18 protein-coding genes are annotated in these 26,752 nt (G+C 37.2%); 12 read left to right on the top strand and 6 right to left on the bottom strand.

What is annotated here, in order from left to right; genetic code table 11:
* The first annotated feature begins 207 nt into the window (after nucleotides 1–207).
* The 9 genes from IWC72_RS12900 (at nucleotide 208) to IWC72_RS12860 (ending at nucleotide 10,034) form a co-directional block, all read left to right on the top strand.
* Nucleotides 208–1,581 carry an FGGY-family carbohydrate kinase gene (locus tag IWC72_RS12900; RefSeq protein WP_194530021.1) on the top strand — a complete coding sequence of 458 codons (1,374 nt, stop codon included), beginning with the start codon at nucleotides 208–210 and terminating at the stop codon, nucleotides 1,579–1,581.
* A gap of 2 nt (nucleotides 1,582–1,583) precedes the next feature.
* Nucleotides 1,584–1,751: a hypothetical protein gene (locus IWC72_RS12895; protein WP_194526580.1), complete on the top strand. Its 168-nt coding sequence runs from the start codon at nucleotides 1,584–1,586 to the stop codon at nucleotides 1,749–1,751.
* A gap of 1,064 nt (nucleotides 1,752–2,815) precedes the next feature.
* On the top strand, nucleotides 2,816–5,194 hold the full coding sequence (locus IWC72_RS12890; RefSeq protein WP_194530020.1) for a TonB-dependent receptor: 2,379 nt from the start codon (nucleotides 2,816–2,818) through the stop codon (nucleotides 5,192–5,194).
* 15 nt (nucleotides 5,195–5,209) lie between these two features.
* Complete coding sequence (locus IWC72_RS12885; RefSeq protein WP_194530019.1) at nucleotides 5,210–6,091, top strand: DUF4249 domain-containing protein; 882 nt, start codon at nucleotides 5,210–5,212, stop codon at nucleotides 6,089–6,091.
* A gap of 13 nt (nucleotides 6,092–6,104) precedes the next feature.
* Nucleotides 6,105–7,148: a sensor histidine kinase gene (locus IWC72_RS12880; protein ID WP_194530018.1), complete on the top strand. Its 1,044-nt coding sequence runs from the start codon at nucleotides 6,105–6,107 to the stop codon at nucleotides 7,146–7,148.
* Nucleotides 7,148–7,891 carry a LytR/AlgR family response regulator transcription factor gene (locus IWC72_RS12875; RefSeq protein ID WP_194530017.1) on the top strand — a complete coding sequence of 248 codons (744 nt, stop codon included), beginning with the start codon at nucleotides 7,148–7,150 and terminating at the stop codon, nucleotides 7,889–7,891. The genes IWC72_RS12880 and IWC72_RS12875 overlap by 1 nt, the downstream gene beginning before the upstream one ends.
* 150 nt (nucleotides 7,892–8,041) lie before the next feature.
* Nucleotides 8,042–8,746, top strand: coding sequence for an HD domain-containing protein (locus tag IWC72_RS12870; protein WP_194530016.1), 705 nt, complete (start codon nucleotides 8,042–8,044; stop codon nucleotides 8,744–8,746).
* Between the two features lie 243 nt (nucleotides 8,747–8,989).
* A complete protein-coding gene (locus IWC72_RS12865; RefSeq protein WP_194526574.1) occupies nucleotides 8,990–9,361 on the top strand; it encodes a DoxX family protein in 372 nt (123 codons plus the stop codon).
* A gap of 31 nt (nucleotides 9,362–9,392) precedes the next feature.
* Nucleotides 9,393–10,034, top strand: a complete 642-nt coding sequence (locus tag IWC72_RS12860) for a hypothetical protein (RefSeq protein ID WP_194530015.1) — start codon at nucleotides 9,393–9,395, stop codon at nucleotides 10,032–10,034.
* A gap of 680 nt (nucleotides 10,035–10,714) precedes the next feature.
* On the opposite strand, the gene fbp is transcribed toward IWC72_RS12860, so the two are convergent.
* The 5 genes from fbp to IWC72_RS12835 all read right to left on the bottom strand — a co-directional run bounded on the left by fbp (nucleotide 10,715) and on the right by IWC72_RS12835 (nucleotide 17,694).
* Entirely contained in the window at nucleotides 10,715–11,725 is a 1,011-nt protein-coding gene (gene fbp, locus IWC72_RS12855) for a class 1 fructose-bisphosphatase (protein WP_194526572.1), read from the bottom strand.
* A 62-nt stretch (nucleotides 11,726–11,787) separates the two neighbouring features.
* Nucleotides 11,788–13,278 (bottom strand): sulfatase family protein, encoded by a 1,491-nt coding sequence (locus tag IWC72_RS12850; protein ID WP_194526571.1) that lies wholly within the window; start codon nucleotides 13,276–13,278, stop codon nucleotides 11,788–11,790.
* A gap of 52 nt (nucleotides 13,279–13,330) precedes the next feature.
* Entirely contained in the window at nucleotides 13,331–13,645 is a 315-nt protein-coding gene (rhaM, locus tag IWC72_RS12845; RefSeq protein ID WP_194526570.1) for an L-rhamnose mutarotase, read from the bottom strand.
* A gap of 4 nt (nucleotides 13,646–13,649) precedes the next feature.
* Nucleotides 13,650–15,404 carry an alpha-L-rhamnosidase-related protein gene (locus tag IWC72_RS12840; protein ID WP_194526569.1) on the bottom strand — a complete coding sequence of 585 codons (1,755 nt, stop codon included), beginning with the start codon at nucleotides 15,402–15,404 and terminating at the stop codon, nucleotides 13,650–13,652.
* Between the two features lie 634 nt (nucleotides 15,405–16,038).
* Nucleotides 16,039–17,694 (bottom strand): arylsulfatase, encoded by a 1,656-nt coding sequence (locus IWC72_RS12835; RefSeq protein WP_194530014.1) that lies wholly within the window; start codon nucleotides 17,692–17,694, stop codon nucleotides 16,039–16,041.
* 452 nt (nucleotides 17,695–18,146) lie between these two features.
* Between IWC72_RS12835 and IWC72_RS12830 the strand changes: the two genes are divergently transcribed.
* Nucleotides 18,147–20,927 carry an alpha-L-rhamnosidase gene (locus tag IWC72_RS12830; RefSeq protein ID WP_194530013.1) on the top strand — a complete coding sequence of 927 codons (2,781 nt, stop codon included), beginning with the start codon at nucleotides 18,147–18,149 and terminating at the stop codon, nucleotides 20,925–20,927.
* A gap of 40 nt (nucleotides 20,928–20,967) precedes the next feature.
* Here the strand turns inward: IWC72_RS12830 and IWC72_RS12825 are convergent, their stop codons facing one another.
* Entirely contained in the window at nucleotides 20,968–21,852 is an 885-nt protein-coding gene (locus IWC72_RS12825) for an AraC family transcriptional regulator (protein ID WP_194526565.1), read from the bottom strand.
* 234 nt (nucleotides 21,853–22,086) lie between these two features.
* Between IWC72_RS12825 and IWC72_RS12820 the strand changes: the two genes are divergently transcribed.
* The gene (locus IWC72_RS12820; protein WP_194530012.1) at nucleotides 22,087–25,158 is read left to right on the top strand and encodes a SusC/RagA family TonB-linked outer membrane protein; all 3,072 of its coding nucleotides are present in this window, start codon (nucleotides 22,087–22,089) and stop codon (nucleotides 25,156–25,158) included.
* Between the two features lie 22 nt (nucleotides 25,159–25,180).
* Entirely contained in the window at nucleotides 25,181–26,686 is a 1,506-nt protein-coding gene (locus IWC72_RS12815; RefSeq protein WP_194526563.1) for a RagB/SusD family nutrient uptake outer membrane protein, read from the top strand.
* Nucleotides 26,687–26,752 lie beyond the last annotated feature (66 nt).

The following is a 26,752-nucleotide window of genomic DNA, read 5'->3' as shown; positions in this document are numbered from 1 at the left end:
TTTTGTTTCACTTCCATGAATTACTTGGTTCATGGAAGTGTTTTTTCAATATTAAATATTATCTCGAAGTAAATAAAAATGAATTTACTACCATTAATTTGAGTACAAATTCCAGCTATACTAACAAGAGCTAATATAAAGAATTAATTTAGTGTCACTGGAGATTAAAAAGCTAATTCCTATAATCTGTACCACAAATATGATACCATGAAAATGAAAGTAACGGCCGTATTTGATATTGGAAGAACGAATAAAAAGTTCTTTCTATTTGATGATAACTTCCAAGAAGTACATCGTGAATACGCTCGTTTTGATGAAATTGAGGATGAAGATGGTTACCCAACGGAAAATCTTGAAGCCTTGGAAAAATGGGCAAAAGAAGTGTTTGATAAAATGCTTGACTCTTCTAAATATGAGATTGAATCCCTAAACTTTTCATGTTACGGAGCTAGTCTGGTTCATATTGGTCAAGACGGAAAACCACTTACCCCTCTGTACAATTATATGAAACCTATAAAAGAAGATGTTTCTGATTCTTTTTATAAAGCTTATGGCCCAGAAAAAAAACTATCAAGAATAACAGGTTCTCCAAAAATGGGAATGCTAAATACAGGAATGCAGTTATATTGGTTGAAAAATTCGCAACCAGAAATTTTTAAAAAGATAAAATATTCACTGCACCTGCCCCAATACTTGAGTTACCTATTTACAGACATTCCTGTGAGTGAATATACCAGTATAGGCTGTCATACCTTACTTTGGGATTTTCAAAAAAAAGAATATCACCAATGGGTTTATAAAGAAGGAATAGATAAAAAGCTACCTCCTATTGAGCCCTCAGGAAAAACAAATTTGATTCACTATAAAGGACATAAAATTAAAATGGGCGTAGGAATCCATGATAGCTCTTCTGCTCTAATTCCCTACATACGCAGTATTACCAAACCTTTTTTATTGGTTTCTACCGGGACGTGGAGTATATCAATCAACCCATTCAACGAAGGAATACTTACCCCAGATGATATCAAAAACAACTCGCTCTTCAACATGAGAATAGATGGAAGCCCCGTAAAAGTTTCCACCTTATTTTTGGGCAATGAATACAAGCTTCAAGTAAAGGTTTTATCGGAGCATTTTAATGTACCCCATGATGCCCATAGAAAAGTAAAATTCAACAAAGACCTCTTTTTTAAAATCAATAGAGATTTTGTACATATGTTCAAATGGCACACTATACCTTCTGAAAACATGCCAGACCAAACTTCAATACCTTATGATAATTTTGATAAGGCCTACCATCAATTACTGTTAGAATTAGTTTTACTTCAAGAGAAAAGTATAAAAATTGCCATTGGAAACTCTAAAATAAAACAACTTTATATAGATGGTGGTTTTAGCGACAACGAAGTATATATTAAACTGCTTTCCCAGTTTTTGAATACTATGAAACTTAGAACTACAAATTCTTCTCTAGGTTCAGCCTTAGGTGCTGCAATCATTATTTCAGACAAAGTTTTGGAATCCAAATTTCTCAAAACGAATTATGCTGTAAAAAAGCACTCACCATTTATTAAAAAGTAACTATGGCGATGAATTTTAATTTAAATTACCTATCCGTAGATGATTTACGCAAAAAAGCGAAATCAAGGATACGAAAATTTGCTTTTGAATATCTAGATGGTGGTTGCAATGAAGACATAAGCCTTTCCAGAAACACGGCAGTAATACGAAAAATACAACTGCAGCCATGATACCTTAGTAATTATGACACAAGCTCCATAAAAATAAAAGTAATGGGCATTCAGTTTAACACTCCTTTTGGGATTGCGCCAGTTAGACTGCAAGACCTAATGTAGCCCAACACACCTGCTATTCTAGCGAAAGCCACATACAACCATAACATTCTTTTATACTTAAAGCACAGTTCAAACAAGTAATAAACCAATTACGCTACGAACGTGTTGAAGACTTACCAAAACACCTTATTTCCAAACAAACACCCCTATTATGAACAAAAATAAACACTAGTAAGACCTAATTGGAAAAAAAGTAGGTGGAGAGTTTAAAAGATAACCGGTACCCGAATTAAAACTAAAAGGCTGGAAAAGCTTTTTTAAGAATGTACGCTGGTGAATACGCTGTAGAAAAGAAATTCATAATTAGCCCCTTATTTTTAACCGCCGGGGTCAGTGCTTTTGACCTTATGATGGGTTTATTGACGGGAAATCTTCTTGCTGTTCTAAGTTGGAGATTCCTCGCCGCAAAAATAGCAGTTGAAAATAAACTAGCCTAATACCCTCAATTTAAAGAATTAGTGGTAGGATATGACCTCGCTACTTACCCTAAAGGGTTCTCTACAGAAGATTCATTATTACATGCTACAACCATAAGAGTGAATAAACGTACCTACGCAAGTTTTACTGATTTTTTTCATCATTCATTTTTTTTATGGATTAAGTCAAAAAAAATAAGGTTAAAGAAGGTTTACTAATGTGTTTGCCTTCTCTTTATTGAAGAATTTAAATTTGAAAAATCTAATTGCTACAGATTTAAAACGTTACACAGACTCATAATAAGTGTGGTTTTTTGGACAAGCTTTTTTTTATAAAACAATCTTTTAAATTTATTTCAAAACCTTACGAAAGGAACTATATAATAGTAACTGGGCTCCTAACGACATACCCGAATCTGATTCATCCAAAAAACAACATGGTTCATCGAAAATTCTCCAAGCCTATCATAATCCATCTGACAACGCGATGGTACCCGCATAATTTTGCTAAAGAAAAGCACCTCAAAATCTAAAAATCCAATAATGAAAAAAATAGTTTTCTGTATTTTAAGTATGACCACTTTTGTACTCTCTGCCCAGCAAGAGCATACCATAAGTGGGTACGTCAAAGAGTCTTCCAACGGGGAAGCCCTCTTCGGGGTAAATATTATCGTTGACGGCGATAAGGGCACCACGACCAATGACTATGGTTTTTTCTCTATTAGTTTAATAGAAGGAACTCATAACGTAGTAGTCAGCTACCTAGGTTTTGAAACCATGCAACAAGAGGTAGTTCTTGATGCCGATAAGAAATTGAGTTTTCAAATGGTAGAAGAATCCAATACTCTAGATGAAGTCGTTGTGACCACTTCAAAAACTACTCGGGATATCAAGTCTACCGAAATGAGCGTAGCCACCCTCAAGACTGCTACAATAAAAAAACTACCAACGGGTCTAGGTGAGGTAGACGTGCTGAAATCGATACAATTACTCCCTGGGGTATCCAGCGTGAGTGAAGGTTCATCAGGTTTCAATGTTCGTGGCGGTTCATCTGACCAGAACCTTGTGCTTCTCGATGATGCCACCATCTTTAATGCCTCCCACCTTTTGGGTTTCTTTTCAGTATTCAATGCCGATGCGGTAAAGGATGTCAAGTTGTATAAAGGGGGTATTCCCGCAACCTTTGGAGGCCGTTTATCCTCTGTATTGGATATCAAACAACGCGAGGGAAATCTGAAAGAGTTTGAAGGCGAATTAGGGATCGGTCTTATTTCAAGTAGGGCCCTAATCCAAGGGCCAATAGGAAAGGGCAACAAAGAAGAGGGAAAAGGAAGTTATCTTTTGGCCGGAAGACGGTCTTATATAGACGTCTTTGCACCCTTAATAGATGATTTCAAGGATACAAAACTCTTCTTTTACGATCTGAATCTAAAAGTGAACTATAACCTGAACGAGAACAATCGGTTGTATCTATCAGGATACTTTGGACAAGATCAATTTGCCATAAAGAACATATTCGGTAATACCTACGGCAATGGTTCAGCTACTCTACGTTATACCAGTGTTCTGAATGACAAACTGTTTTTTCAGAGTTCATTGATCTATAGCGACTATAACTATGAAGTTGATGTATTGACCTCCGGTTCAGAGTTCAGATGGGCATCAAGTATCGTAAATTGGAACCTAAAGCCACGGCTTAACTGGTACATCAGTTCTGGTAATACCTTAAAGGCAGGTGTAGATTTTACTTACTATAATTTTAACCCCGGCGAAATCTCATCAATCAATAATTCTACCACAACTCCACAGGAATTTCAGGAAAAATACGCTCTAGAAACCGCACCCTATGTGGATTTCGAGCAGAAAATTTCCGATAAGTTGAGTCTACAATATGGCCTTAGATGGTCTTATTTTCAAAGGCTTGGAAATGAAACGGTACCGACATACCTAAACGGGGCTCCCCTAACCTTTAATACCACTTTAGACCTTTTTTATGAAAACGCCGTGGCCAGCGAAACAAACTATGCGAAGGGCGACATTATCGAAAGCTTTAATAATTTTGAGCCAAGGGCTTCTGCGCGTTTCCTTTGGAATGAGAACACGTCATTAAAAGCGAGCTACAATAGAAACTACCAGTATCTTCATCTGATGTCGAATTCCACATCGGCCACCCCTCTTGATATTTGGGCGCCAAGTGGTCCTTATCTAAAACCCCAATACTCTGATCAGTTCGCCCTAGGCTATTTTAGGACTCTGAAGGACAACAATTATGATTTTAGTGTAGAGGCCTATTATAAAGACCTTAGTGATGTGACCGATTTTGTAGACGGAGCGGACTTATTATTCCAAGAACAAATAGAGACTCAAGTGGTACAAGGTGATGGGCGCGCTTACGGTATGGAATTCCAATTAAACAAAAACTCGGGTAAATTAACAGGATGGCTCAGTTACACCCTAGCACGTACGGAACGTAAAATACAGGGTATAAATAATAATAAATTCTATCCAGCCAATAACGATCAACTTCATGAAGTGAGCCTAGTAGGTCTCTATAAGTTAAATGACCGTTGGGATTTCGGGGCAAATTTTGTTTATGGTTCGGGCAAGCCCGTGACTTACCCTACTGGAAAATTTGAACAGAACGGCCTAATTGTAGCAGACTATGAAGGCAGAAATGGAAATCGACTTCCAGCGTTCCATAGACTAGATCTATCGGCTACCCTAAATCCCAAAGAAGGAAGAAACGGTACATGGATATTCAGTCTGGCCAACGTGTATAATAGACAGAATGCCGCTACTATATTCTTTCGGGAACGTGTAGACGAGATTAACAATATTGACATCCCAACTGGACAAACCGAAGCCAGTAAGTTTTCTTTTTTAGGAATTGTTCCTTCGGTTACCTACCAATTCAAATTTTAACAAAAAAAAAAGAATATGAAAACAATAGTAAAAACAGTACTACATATTGCCTGTCTTTGTATTGGCATCCTTGTCCTTTCCTGTGAGACCGATGTTACCAATGATATCGACTTGGTCGAGTCCACTCCCAAATTAGTCATCGATGGAGGTCTGGAGCGTAACACTACGAGTCCATTGACAACACAGCAGTTTCGGTTGACCACAACAAATGACTTTCTGTCCAAAGATCCTAACCCGATAGTCTCTAACGCCGTGGTCTCAGTTACGGATGGTACAACCACTTGGACATTTGAACATACTGGTGACGGTCTCTATTCTAACGATGAGCTAGTACCAGAACTTGGAAATAGGTATACAGTAAACATTCAATGGAACGGGGAAACCTATGAAGGGTCGGATATGTTGAACGAGACACCACAATTTGAACGCTTTTTTACGGATTTTCAGGAAGAGACCATTTTTTCCCCTGAAGGGTACATCTTGAAGTTTGACACTACAGATCCTGTAGGTATCGAAAATTTTTATTACACCCGATTGTTCCGTAATGGAGAATTCGTCATCATACCCGACCCTGGTAATAGTCAGGTATTGATTACCTCCGATGATTTTTTTGATGGACAAAAACGTATCGGAATTGAAATCAACGGGGAAATTGCCCTAGCAATTGGGGACGTCGTCACAGGGCAACAACTGGCCATTTCAGAAGGATATTTTAATTATCTTTATGAACTGTTCACACAAACAGGAAACACGAGTATCTCTTTCGGGGGCAACCCACCACCCGCTACTATACGAAGTAATGTCATCAACCTGACCACACCAAGTAACCGTTCTGTTGGATATTTTTACACCGTTGATGTGACCGAGGATACGTTGACGGTAATAGATGAACAATAAAAACAAATCCGATTTGAAAAGAAATAGGTTCTTATTGTATCTACTGATAGCTTTTTTGGTTACCGTATTGGATTTCCTTGGTGAAATAAACAATGAAAACAGTATACTCGAACAAGAGTTATTCTTTGCGACGCTAACATTACCCTCCGTGATAGGGGTAACCTACCTGCTATATTTTTTAAGGAAATGGACTTTGAATTCAAGGTTCTATAAAAGTATCCAAGGTAAAGGGGTTTTATACCAAAGATTGTTTTGGGGCGTGGCTATTACAACCATGGCCCTTGTCCTTACCTTCTTTACAAGATATTTATCTATAGTGATACTTCCCGAATTTGATAGTGGGGTTTTCTTTGATTTTCTGTTTTTGGGTATATTCATCGGGATATTTTTTGTAGGTCTGTTTGTGCACGCATTAGAATCGTTTTCTGAATTGCAAAAAGAAAATCAGCAAGTTCAGATACGCATAAAGGATATTGAAAACGAAAAATTAATCGCTAAATTTCTTAATCTCAAGAACCAGTTGAACCCACATTTTTTGTTCAATAGTTTCAATAGTCTAAGTGGGCTCATTTCTATGAACCCTAAAAAAGCCGATTACTTTTTGAGCGAGTTATCCAAAGTATACCGCTATACCCTTGATCAATCAGATGAACTTGTAGTGCCACTCTCAAAAGAACTTGAACTGATACGCTCTTATATTGCCTTACAACAAATTCGTTTTGGTAAAAGTTTGGTCATAGATTATAACGTTGCCGCATCCGACCTAAAAAAAATGGTACCCCCTATGACGCTAGAGCTATTAGTAGAGAACGCCATAAAACATAATATCGTGGAAAAGGAACGCCCCTTAGAGGTTTCTGTTTATACAAAGGACAACTATGTAATTGTTTCCAATAATTACCAGCCCAGAAACGATTCCAACCAATATGGGGATTCAACTGGAAAAGGACTCTATAATTTAATAAATCAATATGACATAATCCATACTGAAAAACCTAAATTCGAAGTTCGGAACGGTAAGTACACAGCCATTGTCCCCTTAATAGAAGCGACCTAATGATAAAGGCAATCATCATAGAAGACGAGGAAATCGCAGCCATCCGGCTCCAGAACATGATTCAGGAAGTCGATGGTTCAATCGTAATTCAAAAAATAATACAATCCGTCAAACAGGCCATTGCTTATTTATCTTCCAATACTCCTGATCTTATTTTTTTAGACATCCATCTTTCCGATAGCAATTCGTTTGAAATATTCAGTCAGCTAGATGTTCATATACCTATTATTTTTACCACCGCCTACTCCGAATATGCCTTAAAGGCCTTCCAACAAAATAGTATAGACTATTTGTTGAAACCGGTGTCAATGGAATCACTTCAGCAAGCGATTAAAAAGTTCAAAAAATATGGTGCTTCGCAGGTTCCTGACTACAAGGCTATTTTTTCTGGGGAACACCATTATAAAAAACGATTTTTGGTAAAAATGAGCAATGCTTTACAAAGCATCAATGTATCGGACATCGCTTATTTCTACTCGGAGGATAAGATGACGTTTGCAAAACTCAAAAATGGAAAATACATTCCTTTGGACGATACGCTGAATACACTTGAAAACCAACTTGACCCAAACTACTTTTTCCGTATCAATCGAAAGTACTTGACGGGTATCGATTCCATTACGAGAATGTATTATGCCTCTAAGTCTAAAATTCAGATCGATCTAGATCCTGCGCCCGTAGAATTCAATGTATTCGTTTCTATCGAAAAAATCGGCAAGTTTAAAAAATGGCTATCTCTATAAATCTCTTAGGAGTTGGGTTTTAATTTAAGGGAATCTGACATTCTTAAAAACCTTGATTCATCGTAAAAATTCCAGACTCATCTTTTTTTACAAGTATTTGAAACACATGCTCACTAGGTTTGACCAAGTTTAATAAAATACTTTACGATTATGAATGCAGCAGCACCACTCTTAAAGAAGGTACAGGAATACGTCAGCAATCTTTTTACCTACCATCTTTCGAAAAAATATTGTTTCCACAATTTGGAGCATACTAAAAATATCGTTCTGGCAGTGGGAATTATTTCAGATTTTTTGGAGTTGGATAACAACGATAAACAGGTGTTACAATTGGCAGCATGGTTTCACTGCACAGGGTATCTGAGCAGACCGATGGACAATGAACCTATAGCGGTGCTCATAGCTGAGAATTACTTAAGAACAAACAAGTTTTCGCCCAATACTATACATAAGGTCAGGGGCTGTATTTTGGCTACTAGAAAAGATTCAAGTCCTAAAAATCATTTGGAAGCGGTTATCAAAGATGCGGATATGTTCCACATTTCCCAGGACAATTACTGGACACAAAATTGGTTGCTCCGCGATGAGCTTAACTTGACCTGTGAATTACAGTTCAACGATGCGCAATGGTATAAAACCCATTTAGACTTCTTGAAAATTTTTTTGTTCCGAACAGCCTATGGAGAAAAGTTCTTAGAACAATCCAGGAACAACTTAATCTACGAAAACGAAACCATACTAAAGTCTATCTCTGGTAATGAAAAGGGATCGCTTAGTCCTATTCCCTCCCACCTATCTTCAATGGGAACAAGAGAAGTTTTTGTTCTAGAAAGTGGATGTAGGATAGCTATTTAAAAAATTCGCTCTATTAAGAACTATGGAATTGACCGATGCCAAATTACAGGAAACAACTATTGATGTGAAGGCGTTAAGACATCTATGGGCAGAAGAAAAAGACAAACAGCACATCGTATCGATTGTGGATTCGGGTGGATATGGAATCCTCGGAGGCTATTAAAGTACCGTTTTAGAAGCAATAAACGATCTGCCTGCAGGTCTATTATAAATTGACTGAAAGAAAGAAATAAAAAATGAAGAATGAAGAATGATATTATTACTTTTTGGATAACTACAGGAATTATTTTTTTGTTGTTCGGAGTTGTAACAGCACTTACCGCCAATATGGATATAGCTAAACAGAGTATAACTGCCTTAGGCTATCCAGAATACTTCGGTACGATGCTCAACGCATTTAAAATTATCGGGGCCTTGGTCTTGATTATACCCCGGATTCCACCTAAGGTGAAAGAATGGACATATGCCGGGTTCGGGATTGATTTTATCTCTGCCTTTATAAGCATGTGGGCTGTCGAGGGCGTTTGTCCCCATCTATTTTTTCCATTGGTAATGCTTGCCATCTTGGTGGCTTCCTATGTATTCTACCATAGAACTTATGCACTTGTAGAATAAAATAAACGAGCATAATCAAAACAAGCTGAGCATGCAAAACAATGATATCACCTATGCGAACGAACTAGGGGAACTATTGGGTCCTTTTCTAAGAATTATAAGGGCTACTGGTTTTTTTGAAGCCTATGTTTTTATGCCATTAATGACGGTCTTATCCATTTATCTTTTTATCGAACTTAGACATAAATTAAAGTCGAATGGAACATTTGATAGGGGATTCCCAAAAAAATACAGACTGACATTTCTTGGCCTTTATTACGTTCTTTGCTTTATGGCCACTAATGTTACGGCAGTAGCATTCAAAACCTTAATTATAGAAGAAATGGACTATGAAACCACACCCTGGTTTCTCCCTTTAGTAGGACCATTACATTTCTATATTTTGAGTGTGGTAGCAGTCTATTTGTGGCTTATACGCCGAAACCTAAATAAATTGACGGATTGTCTATTGTGCATCTACCTTCAAATAGGTTTACTAGGAGGGTACTATATTGGCGTTAACCGTTTGATGAACGAACCATTCGAATTTACTGATGTAACCACAGGAGTAAGTGGAATATTCTTTCTGCTGTGGTTCGGGATATTGAACACCGATATTATAGTTCGCTTTTTTAGGAAAAGTACAGAGGAGGTACCTTTTATTAAAAAAAAAAGTCAATCAGTAGATATTTAAACCTAGCCTATATCTAGGTTACCCGTAAAATTTGTTTGTTGCCTTACAATAATTAGTCAACTAGTTTAAAGCTTAAGCGAATTCCTTTGAAAAACGTTATAACATATGTCTGAATCTTCCCAAAAGTTAAAAAAATGAGGCTTTTACCTTAACTGCAGGAAAGTCCCCTATTAAGTTCAAACCCAGTTCCACAAGAACCTAAATATTAAAACTTTTTATTCGTAGACCTCACTGAAACTTAACATAGAAATAGGACACGTAAGATATGAAATCCGTACTCATTTTGAGACATTTTCATAGTGTTTTAAAAAACAAAAAACCTCGTAAATCATATGATTTACGAGGTTTTACTTTGTCGGGGTGGCAGGCTTAAAAACCTGAACACAAACCCTTTTAAACCAGTATTTTATATGTCAATTTAAAAAAAGGACACCAATTAAGACATCAACGAGAGCTTCCTAAGCTTTCTATAAAACAAATCTAATGAAATGATTTTAAATAACATTAATCCGGAAATCACTAGGGTTATTGTTTTTTCAAAATTCAACAAAGAAGCCTTAACATGTAATAATCAATTACGTATACTTAATTTTTTATAGGATACAGTATTTATATGTTAATTCACGCGATACATATTTATCTTCGGAATTAGAGGCTACTCTTCCAAGAGCAATCAAAAATTACAATGTGTCCCTACGTACAAAATGAATTAAATCTTCAACCATATTTTTACTCCCACAAAATAGGGCTTCACGTTGATGCAATGCAGTTGGCTTAACATCTAAAATTCGTTCATATCCCGTAGTTGCAACACCATTCGCCTGTTCAGTCAGAAACGCTATCGGGTTACATTCATAAGTCAACCGTAACTTGCCATTTTGTCTTGGGCCGATCCTAGGGTACATATAAATACCTCCTTTTATCAAATTTCTATGAAAATCAGAAACCAATGAACCTATATACCGTGAAGAGTAAGGTCTGTTTTCTTCTTCTCGTTGGCAATACTTTATATAGTCCTTAACCCCCTGAGCAAAATGTACATAATTACCTTCATTAACGGAATAGATTCTTCCATTTTCTGGAAACTGCAGATTTGGGTGGGAGAGATAAAAAGTTCCTAATGCCGGGTTTAAGGTAAAGCCGTTAACACCACGCCCTGTACTATACACCAAAATTGTAGACGTACCGTACATAACATATCCGGCAGCAACTTGCTTGTTTCCTGGCTGTAAAAAATCCTTCAATTCTACTGGTTTGCCTATAGGCGAGGTTCTTCTATATATAGAAAATATAGTTCCTACCGATGCATTGACGTCAATATTTGAAGAGCCGTCCAGAGGGTCAATAAGAATGACATATTGATTACTATTTTTTCCGTCATGACTATTTACGGCTATAAAATCTTCTTCTTCTTCCGATGCTATACCACATACAATACCTCTTTGAATAAGAGTTTGTATAAATTTTACGTTAGCGTAAACATCTAGTTTCTGTTGATTTTCCCCTTGTACATTCGTATTTCCCGCGTCACCAAGAATATCTACCAACCCCGCCTTGTTCACTTCGTGATTCGTGATTTTAGCAGCCAAACGTATGGCATTAATTAGTTTTGATAATTCACCGGTAGAATAAGGAAAAGCCGATTGATTGTCAAAAATAAACTCCCCTAGAGTCATTTTTTGATTGGTCATTTTATATATTTTTATATTTTAAGGCAATGGATAACAGTACTCAAGTAAGAAAAGTACCATACTTAAATTGAATGTAAATGATTCAATAATTCGCTCGTAAATTGTTCTTGTATTGGTCCGATTTCCTTTTTACCATACAAATCATGCCATTCTTTGGAATCATTTTGAAGATTATAAAATTCTCCCGTGATAATGTCCTCCATTTTATAATCGGCAGCCTCCTTTTTTCGATGGAATACAAGTATCAGTTTATATTGGCTCGTCCTCCACATAAATGCAGCTTCACCCTTACGTTCATGAAGTGCTGAAAAGCTTGCTTTTCTTGGCCTATTTTTTAAAAGGTTTTTTCCAGGTAATTTTTTCTCCATATCTATTTCTGCCAAATCCAAGAGAGTGGGTAAAATATCTATGTTTTCTGTAGGCTGACGGTTTACTTTACCTCCCTTAAATGACTCCGGCAAGGCCGTTCCTGTCATTATCAACGGAACTCGAACACTTGATTCGTATAAGTTATATTTATTGAACCTATAGTAACGCTCACCCAACATTTCTCCATGATCAGAAGTATATATAATAATAGCATTATCTAAAATTCCTTTTTCTTTCAAAGCATCCAACGTACGCCCCATCATATCATCGATCCACGTTACATTGGCATAATACCGCATTGTCATTGACTTCCAATCTTCCTCAGGAGCGTTTTTCCAGTAATTTTCATACATTTCTCTCCTGTTTACACCTTCCGAATGTGGTGAATAATCTTTATTCCATTTTGGTTGCTCCGAATAAGAAATGTTATCTGCATTATATAAATCTTCATAGCCTTTAGGCACATTATGTCCTGCATGCGGTTTCATATATGAGAGATAAAAAAATAGCGGACGCTCATCTTCTCTCTTTTTTATATACTTTATAGCCTGCTTTGTTACCCAACCATCACGATGATCTTCTTCTGGAAGTTCACTGGTAAAACCTAAATAACCCAAGTTGTTTTCCTCACCGGCACCCATTGATTTCGTTTCCTCATTATATCTTTGCTTGGCTTCAGGGTTCAAGTCTTGCATACTAATAGCTCCGTCTTCAGCTATTTCCGATACATACCTCGTTTCAAATCCCCTAGTCCCTGTTTTATACCTACCCCAGTGGGTTTTTCCAAAACCAGCCGTTTCGTATCCGGCATCTTTAAAATATTGGGCCATTGTCTTTCCTGGTAAACTATCGTCACTAACACCGCCCCCTGTATTTCGGTAAACACCTGTCTGATTTGGATAAAGTCCGAACATTATTGAATTGCGGCTTGGCACACACATTGGTGCCTGGCAAACAGCCTGATTGTAATAAGTGCCACTAGCTGCAAGACTATCCAGCGTAGGTGTATGTACTTGCTCGTTTATCATGCCCAGAGCATCGTACTTATGTTGGTCATCCATGATGAATATGATATTCGGACGCTTTTTAATTACTTCATTTTTTACTTTTTTTTCATTATTCCCGCAGGAAACTATCATTACCAAAACTCCCACGCCCAGCAACACCTCTTTAGTGAGTAACATAAATTATTAAGTATTATCGATTAAAATATAGTTCATACCATAACCCAACAGACTACTCCATGTGGAATAAATGTTTTAAATCAGTAGACACTGGGCTACTATCTTCATTGGTTTCCATAAGGTTGGCCATATAGCTCCACCATTTTTTGCAAATCTCAGTATTGGCTATCTCATTCCATTGTTCTTCTGATTCTATTTCAGCGTAACCAAACAGGAAACAGGTATTGTTATCTAAAAAAATATTATAATTATGAACCCCATGGCCCTTAAGTACTTCTTTTAATTCCGGCCAAATTGGGTTGTGCCTTTTGGTATATTCCTCAATTTTATCTTCATATACCTTCATTTTAAATGCTTTTCTGATCATTTTACTATTGTATTACGTTCAGCCCCTCAGGAGCATCGATTTCTGTTTTAACTTTACCATCCTCACCAATTGTATGACTCACTTTTAATACACCATACTTGGTAGGAAAACTACCTCTAACCCATTTAAGGTTGCCCAGGTTTGGTGAAATTTTTACTTTATTACCTCCATCCATTACATTCACTCCTAGAACGTGTTGGCTTAACCAAGCAGTAGGTCCACTAGCCCATCCGTGACACAAGCTATGCCGGTAACCTACGTAACAATACTCACCAAAATCACCATGAATATCACTATTGCTCTCAGGTATCAGCTTATCTATTGGGCCGCTATTAGTAATATCTAGTATATCAAAATCTTCCCAAAAAGTGGTTGCGCCTAAATCCAACATACCACCCCAATACTTACGTATTACGCTAAGTGCACTATTATAATCCCCCGCTTTTGCCATGGCTTCAAGTATATAATATCCATAGAAGGTAGACATACGTTGTACACCATCTTTAGTGAGCACCTTGCTGTTTTGTTTCTTGGCATCTTTTAAATTGGCAAGTACCATTAAGGCCGCTGCCTGCTTAGTGTTGTTATCCTTTGGTTTGTGTTTTTTAAACCTATCGGCTATCTTTTTATATTTTTTTTGCAGTTCAGGTTTGGCTAAAACAGACATCATATCGGCACCTGCTTGAAAAGTCATTATCATCATCGCCTGGAGTCCTGCATGTATAGCCTCTGGCTTTTCACTAGTGGGCCAATCTAAAAATCTGTTTCCATTTAAAGTTTCTTTGTTATCCTTATCTATGAATGTGCTCAATTGATCCAGTAAACCAATCATATAAGGTTCTTGTTCTTTTAAGTAAGAAAGATTTCCATGGTAATCATATAAGTTTTTATGAATAAGTAGCCACCACATAGAGTAAGAGCTAATACCGTTCATCCATTGCGGCAATGGATGTTGGTCACGTGCCAGATCTAAACTCTTACTTACTATTTCATGATTACCAAAAACAGTATTGATGGTCATTACTTCAGGGTGCATATCTCCTACCCAGACCAAACGGTCCCGTTTAATACCATCCCATAAATAATTTTGCATATTTAGATGTACCGTATAAGCGCCTGTAAGCCAAATTTCATTTAAACGTTCATCATCACTTTCAAAACTTCCTAAATAAGGTATATTACGATAAACAAAAGCAGCTTCTATAGATTTTATGGGGACATCTTCTCCTGAATCCACAACATCTAGCCGTAGGAACCGATAACCGGTTTCACCTACTTCTACACTGCCTAACCACGGAACTTCAATTATAAAATCACGCAATGAATGTTCATTAGTGGCGTTCTGTCGCCCTCCAATTTCGGACATCGCCTCCCCAACAGATTCTCCAAAACGAAGGCGTAATTTAAGGGGTGTTTTACTTTTACGTATTCCCATAGAGATTTTAACCCCACCGTGAATCTCTTTTCCAAAATCCAGTAATATTCCTGGTTTCTCATTCTCTGTACTTACAAAACGAAAAAGGTTTTTATCATTTACCGCAACCTGACCATTTCCTTTTTCAAGCAGTCTTTCTGAATTTAGAATTGATTCTCCTGAATCATCAGATTGCCAAACAATACGCTGCGGTGTAAGGTACGTCTTAACCATTTCCGAGGTGCTTGCTACTTTTACATACTCAGGGCCAAATACAGGTGGCAACTGGGCATACGTAAAATTTACAAAAGGTAGTAGACATAAAATTAAGTGGAGTTTTTTCATTTTTAGAGAGTGAATTGAAATAAAATAAGATTGTAAAAAACTGAATATTGTCAAAAATAAACCTTGAAAAAGGGTTATCTATCCTGCACAGTACTGCTATCTTAGGCTTATTGTGGCAACCTATTCAAACTTCTCATTTAACTTGTTGATTTCTGAGCATAATTCATCTAAATTCTCGATGACCAAATAACTAAGACCTCCGTTTAATCAGCGCTATATATGTACTTTCATAACCTAGCGCTACTGCTATTCCATCAAGAAAATTTATTATAATCGGTGTATGAACTCCCATTCCCTAATTGGTGTCGTCAAACGAAAGGCATCAGTGTTCCGACCTTATCTCCATTATCCACTTCAAAAACCATCTTCTAAATATTCTACATCCAAGTTTGACATTGAAGGATTGATGATTGGAACTCTGCCGAAATAGATGTAGAGATTTTTCAGTGCGGATATTGGATACACTGTTGAAAGTTCTTGACTTGACGGAATATTTTCACCGCATATTTCATCTGTACGATTACACGTAAGTCAAACCATTCCAAAATATACGCCTTTCACTAATCATTAACTTATTTATAAAAGTTCTCTTTTTTAGAGATATATTGAAAATTACTTTATCTATAATTTAGTACTACCTTACATATTTATTACGAAGGATTTTCGGCATAGCTGATGGAATATACATTTCGCCAGACCCCTTATCGCCCTGCGGTTTGTAATGGGGACTAGTGCCTGTGCTTTCTGGTTCATAATTAGAATTATCACTCTCAGATTTCCACCAATTCAACCAATCTTTTTCAAGTTCTATGACCTTATTTTCATTGTATTGTGCCAGATCATTTGTTTCCAAAGGATCCATTTTAACATCATACAATTCCCAACCGCTACCATCTACTTCTACCAAACTCCATTTATCGGTACGAATGGCCCGATTGTCCATAAACTGAAAGTACATAGGTGATTTTCTGTCCCAACTTTCCCCTTTTAATAAAGGGAGGAAAGATTCTCCAGCAAAGTCATCCGTGTTTTTCTTAAACGCATTTACTTCTGATTTTGAGGCTACTTCTAGAATGGTAGGCATAATATCCACTACATGTAAATTTTGGTTTGATAAAACTCCAGTTTTTTTGATGCCTTTTGGCCACCAAGCAACCGCACCCGTTTTTACGCCACCTCCATGTTGACTGATTTTGTACAACCTTCTCGGGCTGACGCCGGCATAGGCCCAACCTGTTCCTGGCTGGTAATTAGAACCTATTTCACCTGGTAATAAGCCTCTATTAAGAAAAACACTATCCATTACAGAAAATGAATCCGTACCATTATCGCTCAAGAAAATAACTAAGGTATTATTATCTTTTCCGGTAGATTTTAAAGCCTTCATTAACCTTCCAATTCCAGCATCCATTCGTTCTACCATTGCGGCATATACGGACATCCTTAAATCTTCTAGGTCTTTTTGCTCTGGAGAAAGGGAATCCCAATGCGGTAAGTTTAAAGGATAGGCAGGCAAAGGCGTTTCTTGTTCTATTAACCCCATACTTTTCTGTTTTTCAATTCGCTCTTCTCGAATCGCTTGCCAACCTTTTAAATAAGAGCCTCTGTATTTAAGGATGTCTTCTTTGGGTGCTTGTAAAGGATTATGTGGAGATTGATAACTCAAATATAAAAAGAAAGGCTCCTCTGTATCAGGACTCTCGGAACTTATAAAATCGATTGCTCGTTTACTGAAAGCATCTGTACTATAAAAACCGTTATCAAAGTCATCATATTTTTCATGGTTCAAACGATAATCTGGACTTCCCTCAAAATAACTAGAATATCCGCCTAAAAATCCAAAAAAATAATCAAAACCTTTGTTGTTTGGCTCGTCGTTTAAATGCCATTTACCAACCAATCCTGTTCGGTAGCCTTCCCCCTTCAGTGCTTGGGCCAAATTTGTACCCGCTTCTATTCCATAACCCACTTTTGGCCACCATTGACCTGTAAGCATTGAACTTCTTGAAATTACACACATTCCTGCATTATGCATATTCGGTAAGCGAAGACCTGATTTTGCCATCTTATCCAATGTAGGAGTTGCGATTTCTCCACCGTAGCATCCCAAGTCACTATACCCTAAATCATCGGCGACTATTAAAATAACGTTGGGTCGTTCTTGTTCTATCTCTATATTGTCTTTGCATCCCACTAAAAACACAGCAATATAGAACACTGTAAGAATAAATTTTCTCGAATCTACTTTTGTAAACAAAATATATAGGGAATTCAACTTAAAAATGTACATCTATAATTATATTTTGGTTTCTTCAACAAACTTTGAAAACAAATTTATAAACCGTGTTTCCCGTGCGCCTTTATTTGAATTGTAACAGGAATTTTTTACTGGCAATATGTTCGCTCAATATTCTCTTTATATAACTCATTACTTTTTAAACAACACACCCTTTAAATCAAGCTTTTCTAAAGCCAAATTGGATTATGCCTTTTAGTATATTCTTCTATTCTACCTGAATATAGTTTCATTTTAAATGCTTTTTGAATCATTTTATTTTGTAATATTTTTTGATTTTATAAAAGTATTACCTGCATTGCATTTAAGTATCCTGCACAATACTGCAAAGAAAACAACACCTAATTAATCAATAGAAATGTACGGTATAGTACAGGATACTTTTAGACCGAAATCCTATTATTATTGTCAAACATCTTACAACACCAACTACAAAAAAGTGTACCATGAAAACTTTGCTCACAGTATTATTTATTACTTTAACACATACTGGTTATATTCATGCTCAAGACACAAAATTAAATCTCCTTTCTATAGTTGAACCTAAAGTAGAGTATCACAAAAACCCTACAGGTCTTGATGTAATACATCCTAGATTTAGTTGGATTTTAAAGGGAGAGGGTCGAAATAGGTCTCAATCTGCATATCAAATTATTGTTGCTTCTTCCATAGACAAACTGACAAAAAATGAAGCGGATACTTGGGATAGCGGAAAAGTAAATTCTAACGACACCAATCAAATAGAATATGATGGAGTTCCCTTAAAATCAGATTCTAAATATTACTGGAAAGTAAAGATATGGGATGAATCAAGAATTGCTTCAAAATGGAGCGCACCTGCCTATTGGACGATGGGACTCTTAAATTTTTCAAACTGGAAAGGGCTTTTTATTGGCCACGACGTAGGTTATGACAAAACCGATAAATATGATAGTCTGTATTTACCACCTGCTAGATATCTAAGAAAGTCTTTTACTATAAATAAAAAAATAAAAAAAGCAACAGTCTACTCTACCGCTCTAGGACTTTACGAACTAAGATTAAACGGTAACAAGGTGGGAGATGATTATTTTTTACCAGGATGGACGGATTATAATAAAAGGCTATACTATCAAACTTTTGATATTACGGACAGACTTCAAGAAGGCGAGAACGTAGTTGGGGCGGTTATTGCGGATGGATGGTACGCTGGTTATATTGGATATGCTCTTTTGGTACGCTTGGATAAGGTTAGGGAATTCTACGGGGTCAACCCTTCTTTCATGGGACAAATACATATTGAATACGAAGATGGCTCAACCAAAATCATAGCTTCGGATCGTTCTTGGAAATCAAATGAAGGAGCTATTCGTGAAGCGGATATTATAATGGGAGAGACTTACGATGCTCGATTAGAACATTCAGGTTGGGACACTCCAAATTATGATGATAGCGGATGGAAAAATCCAAAAATATACACCTACCCCAATGGAAAATTAGAAGCCCATCCAGGTACGAAAGTTAAAAATGTTGAGCAATTAACACCTATTGAAATTACGGAACCCGGCCCAGGAACCTATGTTTTTAATCTCGGAAAAAATATTGCCGGGATTGCCGAACTCAAAGTGAAAGGTCCAAAAGGAACAAAGGTCAAATTGCGTTTCGGAGAAATTTTAAAGAGCGATGGCCATATTCAGACCGAAAACCTGAGAAAGGCAAGGGCTACCGACACTTATATTCTCAAAGGTGAGGGTCTAGAAACTTGGCAACCAAAATTCACCTATCATGGCTTTCAGTATGTGGAAGTAACAGGATACCCCGGAAAGCCTACTTTAGACGCCATTACAGGGCTAGTCTTAAGCTCTATTGAAACTGGTGCTAGTACCTTCAGTTCATCCAATGCAATGAACAATACCCTGTTCAAAAATATAAACACTACACAAAGTGCCAATTTTTTTGAGATTCCTACGGATTGTCCACAAAGGGATGAACGTCTAGGATGGACGGGAGATGCGCAAATCTATATGCGTTCCGCCACCTACAATTCAGATGTGGCCGCTTTTATGACCAAGTTTTTGGTAGACCTTGATGATGCACAACGTTGGTACGGAGCATATCCGAATTTTGCTCCTTTCCCTTATTCAAGACCCAATCAATATGCACCCGCTTGGATGGACGTTGGTATTATTATTCCGTATAACATGTACAAAGTCTATAATGACACCCGTGCCCTAGATTTTATGTATGAAGGTATGCAAAAGTTCATGGCGTTCCAAGAAGACGCTAGCACAGATTATTTACGGCCAGGCGGAGGCAACAATTGGGGAGATTGGCTTGCCGTTAACGAAGAAACGAGCCATGATTTCATAGGTACTTCATTTTATGGATACGATGCCAAACTAATGGCCGAAATGGCAGAAGCACTGGGCAAAACCGAAGATGCCGTCAAATACAGAAATCTATTTGAAAATATTAAAAAGACCTTTGCTAAAAAATATATATTAGCCGACGGACGTACTACGGAAGATACCCAAACTACATATGCCCTAGCCTTGTATTTTGATTTATACCCGGACAATCTAGCAAAAAAAGGAGCAGCTAGGCTAGCAGAAAAAATAGAAAAAAACGGATATAAATTTTCTACGGGTTTTTTAGGTACCAAACATGTTATGCTGGCCTTGTCGAAATACGGCTATAATGACATCTCCTACAAAGTGTTCCAACAGACCGAGTACCCCAGCTGGGGTTATTCCGTTGAAAATGGAAGCACATCTATATGGGAACGCTGGAACAGCTATACCAAAGACGATGCAGAAAATTCGGACCTGAATGCCAAAATGAACTCCTTTAGCCATTACGCTTTCGGTTCGGTTGCAGAATGGATGTTTCAACATGCCGTAGGAATCGATACCGAAGATTCTGGATATCGGAATATTATTATAAAACCCGCCATAACCAAAGAAATGGATTTCATAGAGGGTAGCTATAAAAGTATTAACGGTACCATAGCATCTGCTTGGAACTGGAAAGGTAACAGGGTTCTAATGAACATAAAAATACCAGTTAATACGAAAGCTAAAGTTCATATTCCAACATCGGTACTGTCCGATATAAAAGAAGGGAATAAAAGTCTCTCTAAAAATAAATCCGTTAAAATATTAAACTCAAACGAAAAAGAAACTATCATAGAGGTCGGTTCCGGGACCTATACATTTAGTTCAAAAATTAAATTGCATGAACAAAACTAATGTAACCAAAACAGGAATTGCAGAGGTTTAATTAAGATAATTATGATTTTTTATCTTTTCTTACCTCTGTTGGATTTAATCTCATCTTTTGTTTGAAAACCCTAGAAAAATAATGTTCCGAATGAAAACCGCATTCAAAAGCCACTTCAGAAATAGATAAATCAGTTTCCTGAATAATACGGGCAGCATTTCTGAGCCGCAGCATTAAGAGGTATTGATTTGGTGGTGTGTCAAAAATCTCCTTGAACGATTTTCTAAACCAGCTATAGCTTACTTTAAATTTATCACAAAGAAGTTCAAAATCAATATTTTGATTCCACTGCCTGTGAATTTCATTCTGCATTTCGTGAATAGTTTGCTTTTTATGCGAAAGACCATTATTGTTTTTCAAAACGGAAGCATATGCAATTCCTAGCAAATTTATAAGGTGAAAAGAAGACATTTTCTTCAATAAGGCATTATCCGTTTCTATAGTCTCTATGAGATTTGAGAAAGTTTCCAAAAACTCAGGAATAAAAAAAACATCTATTATAGGGTTCTCTGGGCTAAAACATTTTTGTTCGAGTAGATATTTTGCATATTCCCCTGTAAAACCAACCCAATACTCTTCCCATCCTGTACTAATTTTGGGCCGGAACCTATGCCATACCTCTGGAAACAAAAGAAATACAGTACCTGCACCTATTTGTTGAGGAGGAAGTCCATTGGCTTCAAAAATTCCCTCACCCTTAGTAATGTATATAATCTGATACTCTTTTAAATACCTTCCTTTATTCCAATCAAAATAATATCCTTCAGGATGATCTACTTCAGGATAATGCACATTTGGAGGGTGTACATTATGGCCTAAATTCAATATTTGGACTCCAAAATTCTCAGAAGTTGCCTCTAATTTATGGGTTAGGTATTTTTTGAAAATTCTCATATCAAATAGTACAAAAGATAACCAGTTTGTGTATGGATATTATAAAATATATAATCTTATTTTGACAAATACCCCAATTACAACCACAATATATTACATAATACACAAAACATAATGATTCAATACTAAAAAAAAATAAATTTTATGATACAAACACATAATAATTAAGCAGTAGCAGGTGTAGAACAAATGCATCAAAAAATAAAAACTATCCAACCAATAAATGATCAACCTATGAAAACAAAAAAGTCGCATTTAAAAATTTTGCTGCTGCTAACACTCTTCACCTGTATCTGCTCCTTTGGACAAAAGCAAATAAATGGTGTAGTAAGTTCTTCAGATGGCACTCCCCTGCCTGGCGCCAATATTGTTGAAAAAGGCACAACCAACGGAGTTACCGCTGATTTTGATGGAAATTTCACAATAAACGTTTCTAACGACAGCTCAGTTTTGTCTGTGTCCTATATTGGATTTTCTACAAAAGAAATTGCCGTAAACGATAAAAGTACCCTAAACCTTGTTCTGGAAGAAAATGCTGCAGGACTAGAAGAAGTGGTCGTAGTTGGCTATGGTACAAAACGAAAAAGAGACATTGTTTCGGCTGTTTCCGTGGTTGACCTTAAAGAAGTAAAAGACGTCCCTGCAACAGATGCTTCCCGGTTGCTCTTGGGGCAAGCTCCAGGTGTTATTGTAGGGCAAACTTCAGGCCGACCAGGCCAAGAACTTAATATTGTAATTAGGGGATTAAGTTCTTTAGGAGCAGACAGTAAACCTCTGTATGTGATAGATGGTTTTCCCGTAGGAACATCTACTGGCCTTAGTATTGACCCTGCCGATATTGAATCCATGACTGTCCTAAAAGATGCCGCTTCTACAGCCATTTACGGTGCAAGAGGGTCTAACGGCGTTATTCTAATCAATACCAAACAGGGTAAAGAGGGGCGAACAAGTGTAACTTTAGACGTAGTCTCCGGCCTACAACAAGTACCCGATTCACGGAGGGAAAAAATGTTGAATGCACAAGAATTCGGTCAGTTTCAGAAAGAAAGCTGGATAGACAAATATATACTAAATGAAGAACGCGAACCTTTAGAGAGTGAAATACCGTTAAGAATTAGAACGCCCGAACAATATACGACATCTACAGACTGGTTTGATGAAATAGTCAATGATGCCGCACTATTCAAAAAGTATAATTTAACCATTACTTCTGGTAGTGAAAAAACGAAATCAGTCATCTCAATGGGGTATTTGGACCAAGAAGGAGTTATAATTAAAACCAATTTTGAGCGCTTTAACGTAAGAGCAAACGTAAATACCAAAATTACCGACAAAATTACGGTTGGTTTAAACGTTACCGGCTCAAGAACCAACGAACGGTTTATTGATGACGGCAGTAGAAACCTTGTAGTAGGAAGAGCCTTATGGGCTGATCCTCGAGAGCCAGTTTACAACCCTGACGGAAGTTTTAATGACTATATAGGAGGTTATGGCGGCGAAGGAGACCTAATTTTCGGATCTCCCAATCCTGTTCAGCTATTACATGAAGAAAAAAATACAAGACATATAAACAGGCTTCTTTCAAATGCTTTTATTGAATTCGATTTTCTTAAAAACTTTAAATTTAAGTCTCTAGTAAACACCTCGTTAATTGGCTCTAGAGAAAATAGCTTTAGACCTTCTACCCTAGCTGCTAATGGTTTTAATAGTCCACCACCAAGAGATGCCATATTAAGTGAAACCTACACCGAAGAAGTAAATTGGTCAACAGATCAGTTACTCAGTTATTCAAAAGTCATACAAGATAATCATGCTTTAGATATACTTTTAGGCTATACTGCTCAAGAAGCCACACTAAGAAACATTGATGGAGATGGCCAAAAATTTCCTGATGACCAAGTTCAATTTCTTCAAAACGCCGAAGTTTTTAGTGTTGAATCAGGCGAAAGTAGTTGGAGTCTACTTGCCTATTTTGCTCGTTTGAACTATGCTTATAAAGACAAATATTTGGTATCGGCCACTTATCGTCGTGAAGGAAGTTCCAGATTTGGATCTGATAACAGATGGGGTAATTTTCCTTCAGTTTCATTAGGATGGCGAGTTTCAGATGAATATTTTTTAAAAGAAACTGATTGGTTAAACGATTTAAAACTTCGAGCAAGCTTTGGTGTAACGGGCAATAATAATATAGGTAACTACCGTAGTCTTTCCACATTAGCCTCTGAAAATTATATATTGGGAAATTCCTTCCAACCTGGAAAAGTACTAAACTCATTGGCCAACCCACAATTGGGATGGGAAGAATCCAATCAATACAATTATGGCCTAGACCTAACAATTTTTAATAATCTGGTTTTTACCGCCGAGTACTATAAGAAAACTACTAAAAACATGTTACTTCCGGTGAACATTCCTGTTATCTCCGGATTTGAAACCACATTTACCAACATTGGCAAAGTCCAGAATACGGGTTTAGAATTCGCTCTTGGTTATCGAAAGCAAATTACCGATAACTTAAGATTGAGAGGTAATTTTAATATTTCGTTTAACGACAATAAGGTTTTAGAAATAAACGGAGACAATGATGAAATAAGAAATGGTGGGTTTTACGGTACTACCAACGTATCTCAGGTGGGTCGCCCCATTGGAATGTTGCACGGTTTCAAAAATTTGGGGGTATTCCAAACAGAAGAACAAATTAATTCCTCTCCCACTCAAGACGGGGCCATTCCCGGTTCATTCATATATTTTGATGCAAATGGTGATGGAGAAATCTCATATGACACTACGGATTGGGTAGAAATAGGAAATCCCCATCCTGAGTACGTATGGTCATTTACTCTAGGCGCAGACTATAAAGCTTTTGACTTTAACGCAGTTTTAACCGGATCGGAAAACTATGATGTTTATAGAAATATAGAATCTACTACACTTAACCTTGATGGAGTTTTTAATGTTGATGTGCGAGCCAAAGAGCGTTTTCGTTCTACCCAAAATCCTGGAAACGGGATAGTACCTACAAGTAATTTCTGGAAATGGGAACGTGAATCCAATTCCTTTTACGTTCATGATGCCAGCCATATTTGGGTTAGGAGTGTTTCCCTTGGGTACACACTACCTATAAATGAAGATGCCCTGTTGAGCAATGCCAGAATCTATATCAATGCAGATAATCTTTATCTATTTTCAGATTTCCCAGGTGGTAACCCTCAAGTGAGTACGGCAGGAGGAATAAACCCGGGAAGAGACGATTCTGCCTATCCCGTTCCTAGAACTATTACCCTAGGAGCAACATTATCATTTTAACATCACCTAAATAAATATACCCATGAAATTTCCAACAAAACTTATAGGGACTCTACTGGCTTTGTCCATATGCGCTTGTAGTAATGAATTTCTTGACAAACAAAACCCTACGCAACTTGGGGAAGAAACATTCTATAATACTGAGGTACAGGTCCACCAGGCAGTAATAGGTATTTACAGCCAACTACAGGGCGTGATAGCCGACCAATGGTTGTTTCAAGAATTCATCACAGACAATACAACGGTTCACTTCAACGAAGGAAATAGAGGAAACGGACCTAATATCGAATCAATCGAATATTGGCAATACAATTCCAACACAGGTAAAATATATGACGTTTACAGACGTATTTATAATTCTTTGGGAAATATTAATACCGTATTGTCCAAACTTTCGGAAACCGAGATTGAAGCAAGTGCAAAATCAAGGTTTGAAGCAGAGGCGAGGTTTTTTAGAGCTTATTACTATTTCCTTCTTTCTCAGTATTTTGGGAATACCATAATTGTAGAAGAGTCTATTCAAGACCCCTCCGAAGCTTTTGAATATTCACGTTCCCCAATCTCTGAAATCTATGCTTTGATAGAAAGTGATTTGGCCTTCTCTATAGCAGCCCTTCCAAAAGAAGTGTCCGCTTCAGAATCTGGCCGGCTATGTAAAGGTGCCGCACTTACGTTGCAAGCTAAGGTTTCTTTAACCCAACAAGATTATGTAAAAGCACAGACTGCTTTAGAAGAAGTAATGGATTTAGGCATTTATTCATTATTACCCAATTATGCCGACATATTTGATCCGAACAACAAAAATCACCAAGAATCCATATTTGAGGTGCAATTTCAGGGAGATAATGACTTAGGGGAATCTAGTGGATTTATCTATAATTTTTACCCATTATTTTCGCAAGGTGCTGTTACTGGTTTTCCAGGTGTTGACGGCAATGGATGGAATATTCCCACTCTTGATTTGATCAACTCTTATGAAGAGGGCGACTTGCGCAAAGACGCATCCTTAAGCGAAGGTTACACAAACAATGAAGGTGTATTTGTAGCTATTCCGTTCATTGAAAAATTTCATCATACCCACTCTGTTCAAGGTCGCCCAGACGACAATTGGCCGGTGTTTCGCTATGCCGATGTAATATTGATGTTGGCCGAAGCAATAAATGAAACGTCAGGTCCGACCAACGAATCTTTAGGCTATTTGAACCAAGTTCGTGAAAGGGCAGGATTAGACCCCGTTAGTGGGCTTTCTCAAGACCAGCTCAAGGACGCCCTACGTCATGAACGACGAATTGAACTGGCCTTTGAAAACCATCGTTGGTTTGATTTGAAACGCACGTTTACCCCCTCCGAATTAGTGACGTTCTTAAATGCCCATGGTGAAAATGAACGAGCTAACCCCACTACCTCAAGAGGCCAAATCGGATTTTCTCCAGGAGACTATAAGTTTGAAGCCCACGAAATTTTATTTCCATTACCGGAAAGGGAATTGTTGGTCAACCCAAATTTAAAACAGAACGAAGGTTATTAAGACAATAATAAATAACATCTTTTCAGTCTTCCTTATTTCAGTACCTTATTGTATCAAAAAAAAACG

Origin of the sequence: Zobellia roscoffensis (assembly GCF_015330165.1) — a bacterium.
Lineage (GTDB): Bacteria > Bacteroidota > Bacteroidia > Flavobacteriales > Flavobacteriaceae > Zobellia > Zobellia roscoffensis.
The sequence above is the reverse complement of the archived record's forward strand: the minus strand, read 5'-3'. Positions and strand labels throughout refer to the sequence as shown.

Bases quoted from the DNA above. Each gene is read 5' to 3' on its own strand.
- IWC72_RS12900 (WP_194530021.1), top strand. From the start codon at position 208: ATGAAAATGAAAGTAACGGCCGTATTTGATATTGGAAGAACGAATAAA.
- IWC72_RS12895 (WP_194526580.1), top strand. From the start codon at position 1,584: ATGGCGATGAATTTTAATTTAAATTACCTATCCGTAGATGATTTACGC.
- IWC72_RS12890 (WP_194530020.1), top strand. From the start codon at position 2,816: ATGAAAAAAATAGTTTTCTGTATTTTAAGTATGACCACTTTTGTACTC.
- IWC72_RS12885 (WP_194530019.1), top strand. From the start codon at position 5,210: ATGAAAACAATAGTAAAAACAGTACTACATATTGCCTGTCTTTGTATT.
- IWC72_RS12875 (WP_194530017.1), top strand. From the start codon at position 7,148: ATGATAAAGGCAATCATCATAGAAGACGAGGAAATCGCAGCCATCCGG.
- IWC72_RS12870 (WP_194530016.1), top strand. From the start codon at position 8,042: ATGAATGCAGCAGCACCACTCTTAAAGAAGGTACAGGAATACGTCAGC.
- IWC72_RS12865 (WP_194526574.1), top strand. From the start codon at position 8,990: ATGAAGAATGATATTATTACTTTTTGGATAACTACAGGAATTATTTTT.
- IWC72_RS12860 (WP_194530015.1), top strand. From the start codon at position 9,393: ATGCAAAACAATGATATCACCTATGCGAACGAACTAGGGGAACTATTG.
- fbp (WP_194526572.1), bottom strand. From the start codon at position 11,725: ATGACCAATCAAAAAATGACTCTAGGGGAGTTTATTTTTGACAATCAA.
- IWC72_RS12850 (WP_194526571.1), bottom strand. From the start codon at position 13,278: ATGTTACTCACTAAAGAGGTGTTGCTGGGCGTGGGAGTTTTGGTAATG.
- rhaM (WP_194526570.1), bottom strand. From the start codon at position 13,645: ATGATCAGAAAAGCATTTAAAATGAAGGTATATGAAGATAAAATTGAG.
- IWC72_RS12840 (WP_194526569.1), bottom strand. From the start codon at position 15,404: ATGAAAAAACTCCACTTAATTTTATGTCTACTACCTTTTGTAAATTTT.
- IWC72_RS12835 (WP_194530014.1), bottom strand. From the start codon at position 17,694: ATGTACATTTTTAAGTTGAATTCCCTATATATTTTGTTTACAAAAGTA.
- IWC72_RS12830 (WP_194530013.1), top strand. From the start codon at position 18,147: ATGAAAACTTTGCTCACAGTATTATTTATTACTTTAACACATACTGGT.
- IWC72_RS12825 (WP_194526565.1), bottom strand. From the start codon at position 21,852: ATGAGAATTTTCAAAAAATACCTAACCCATAAATTAGAGGCAACTTCT.
- IWC72_RS12820 (WP_194530012.1), top strand. From the start codon at position 22,087: ATGAAAACAAAAAAGTCGCATTTAAAAATTTTGCTGCTGCTAACACTC.
- IWC72_RS12815 (WP_194526563.1), top strand. From the start codon at position 25,181: ATGAAATTTCCAACAAAACTTATAGGGACTCTACTGGCTTTGTCCATA.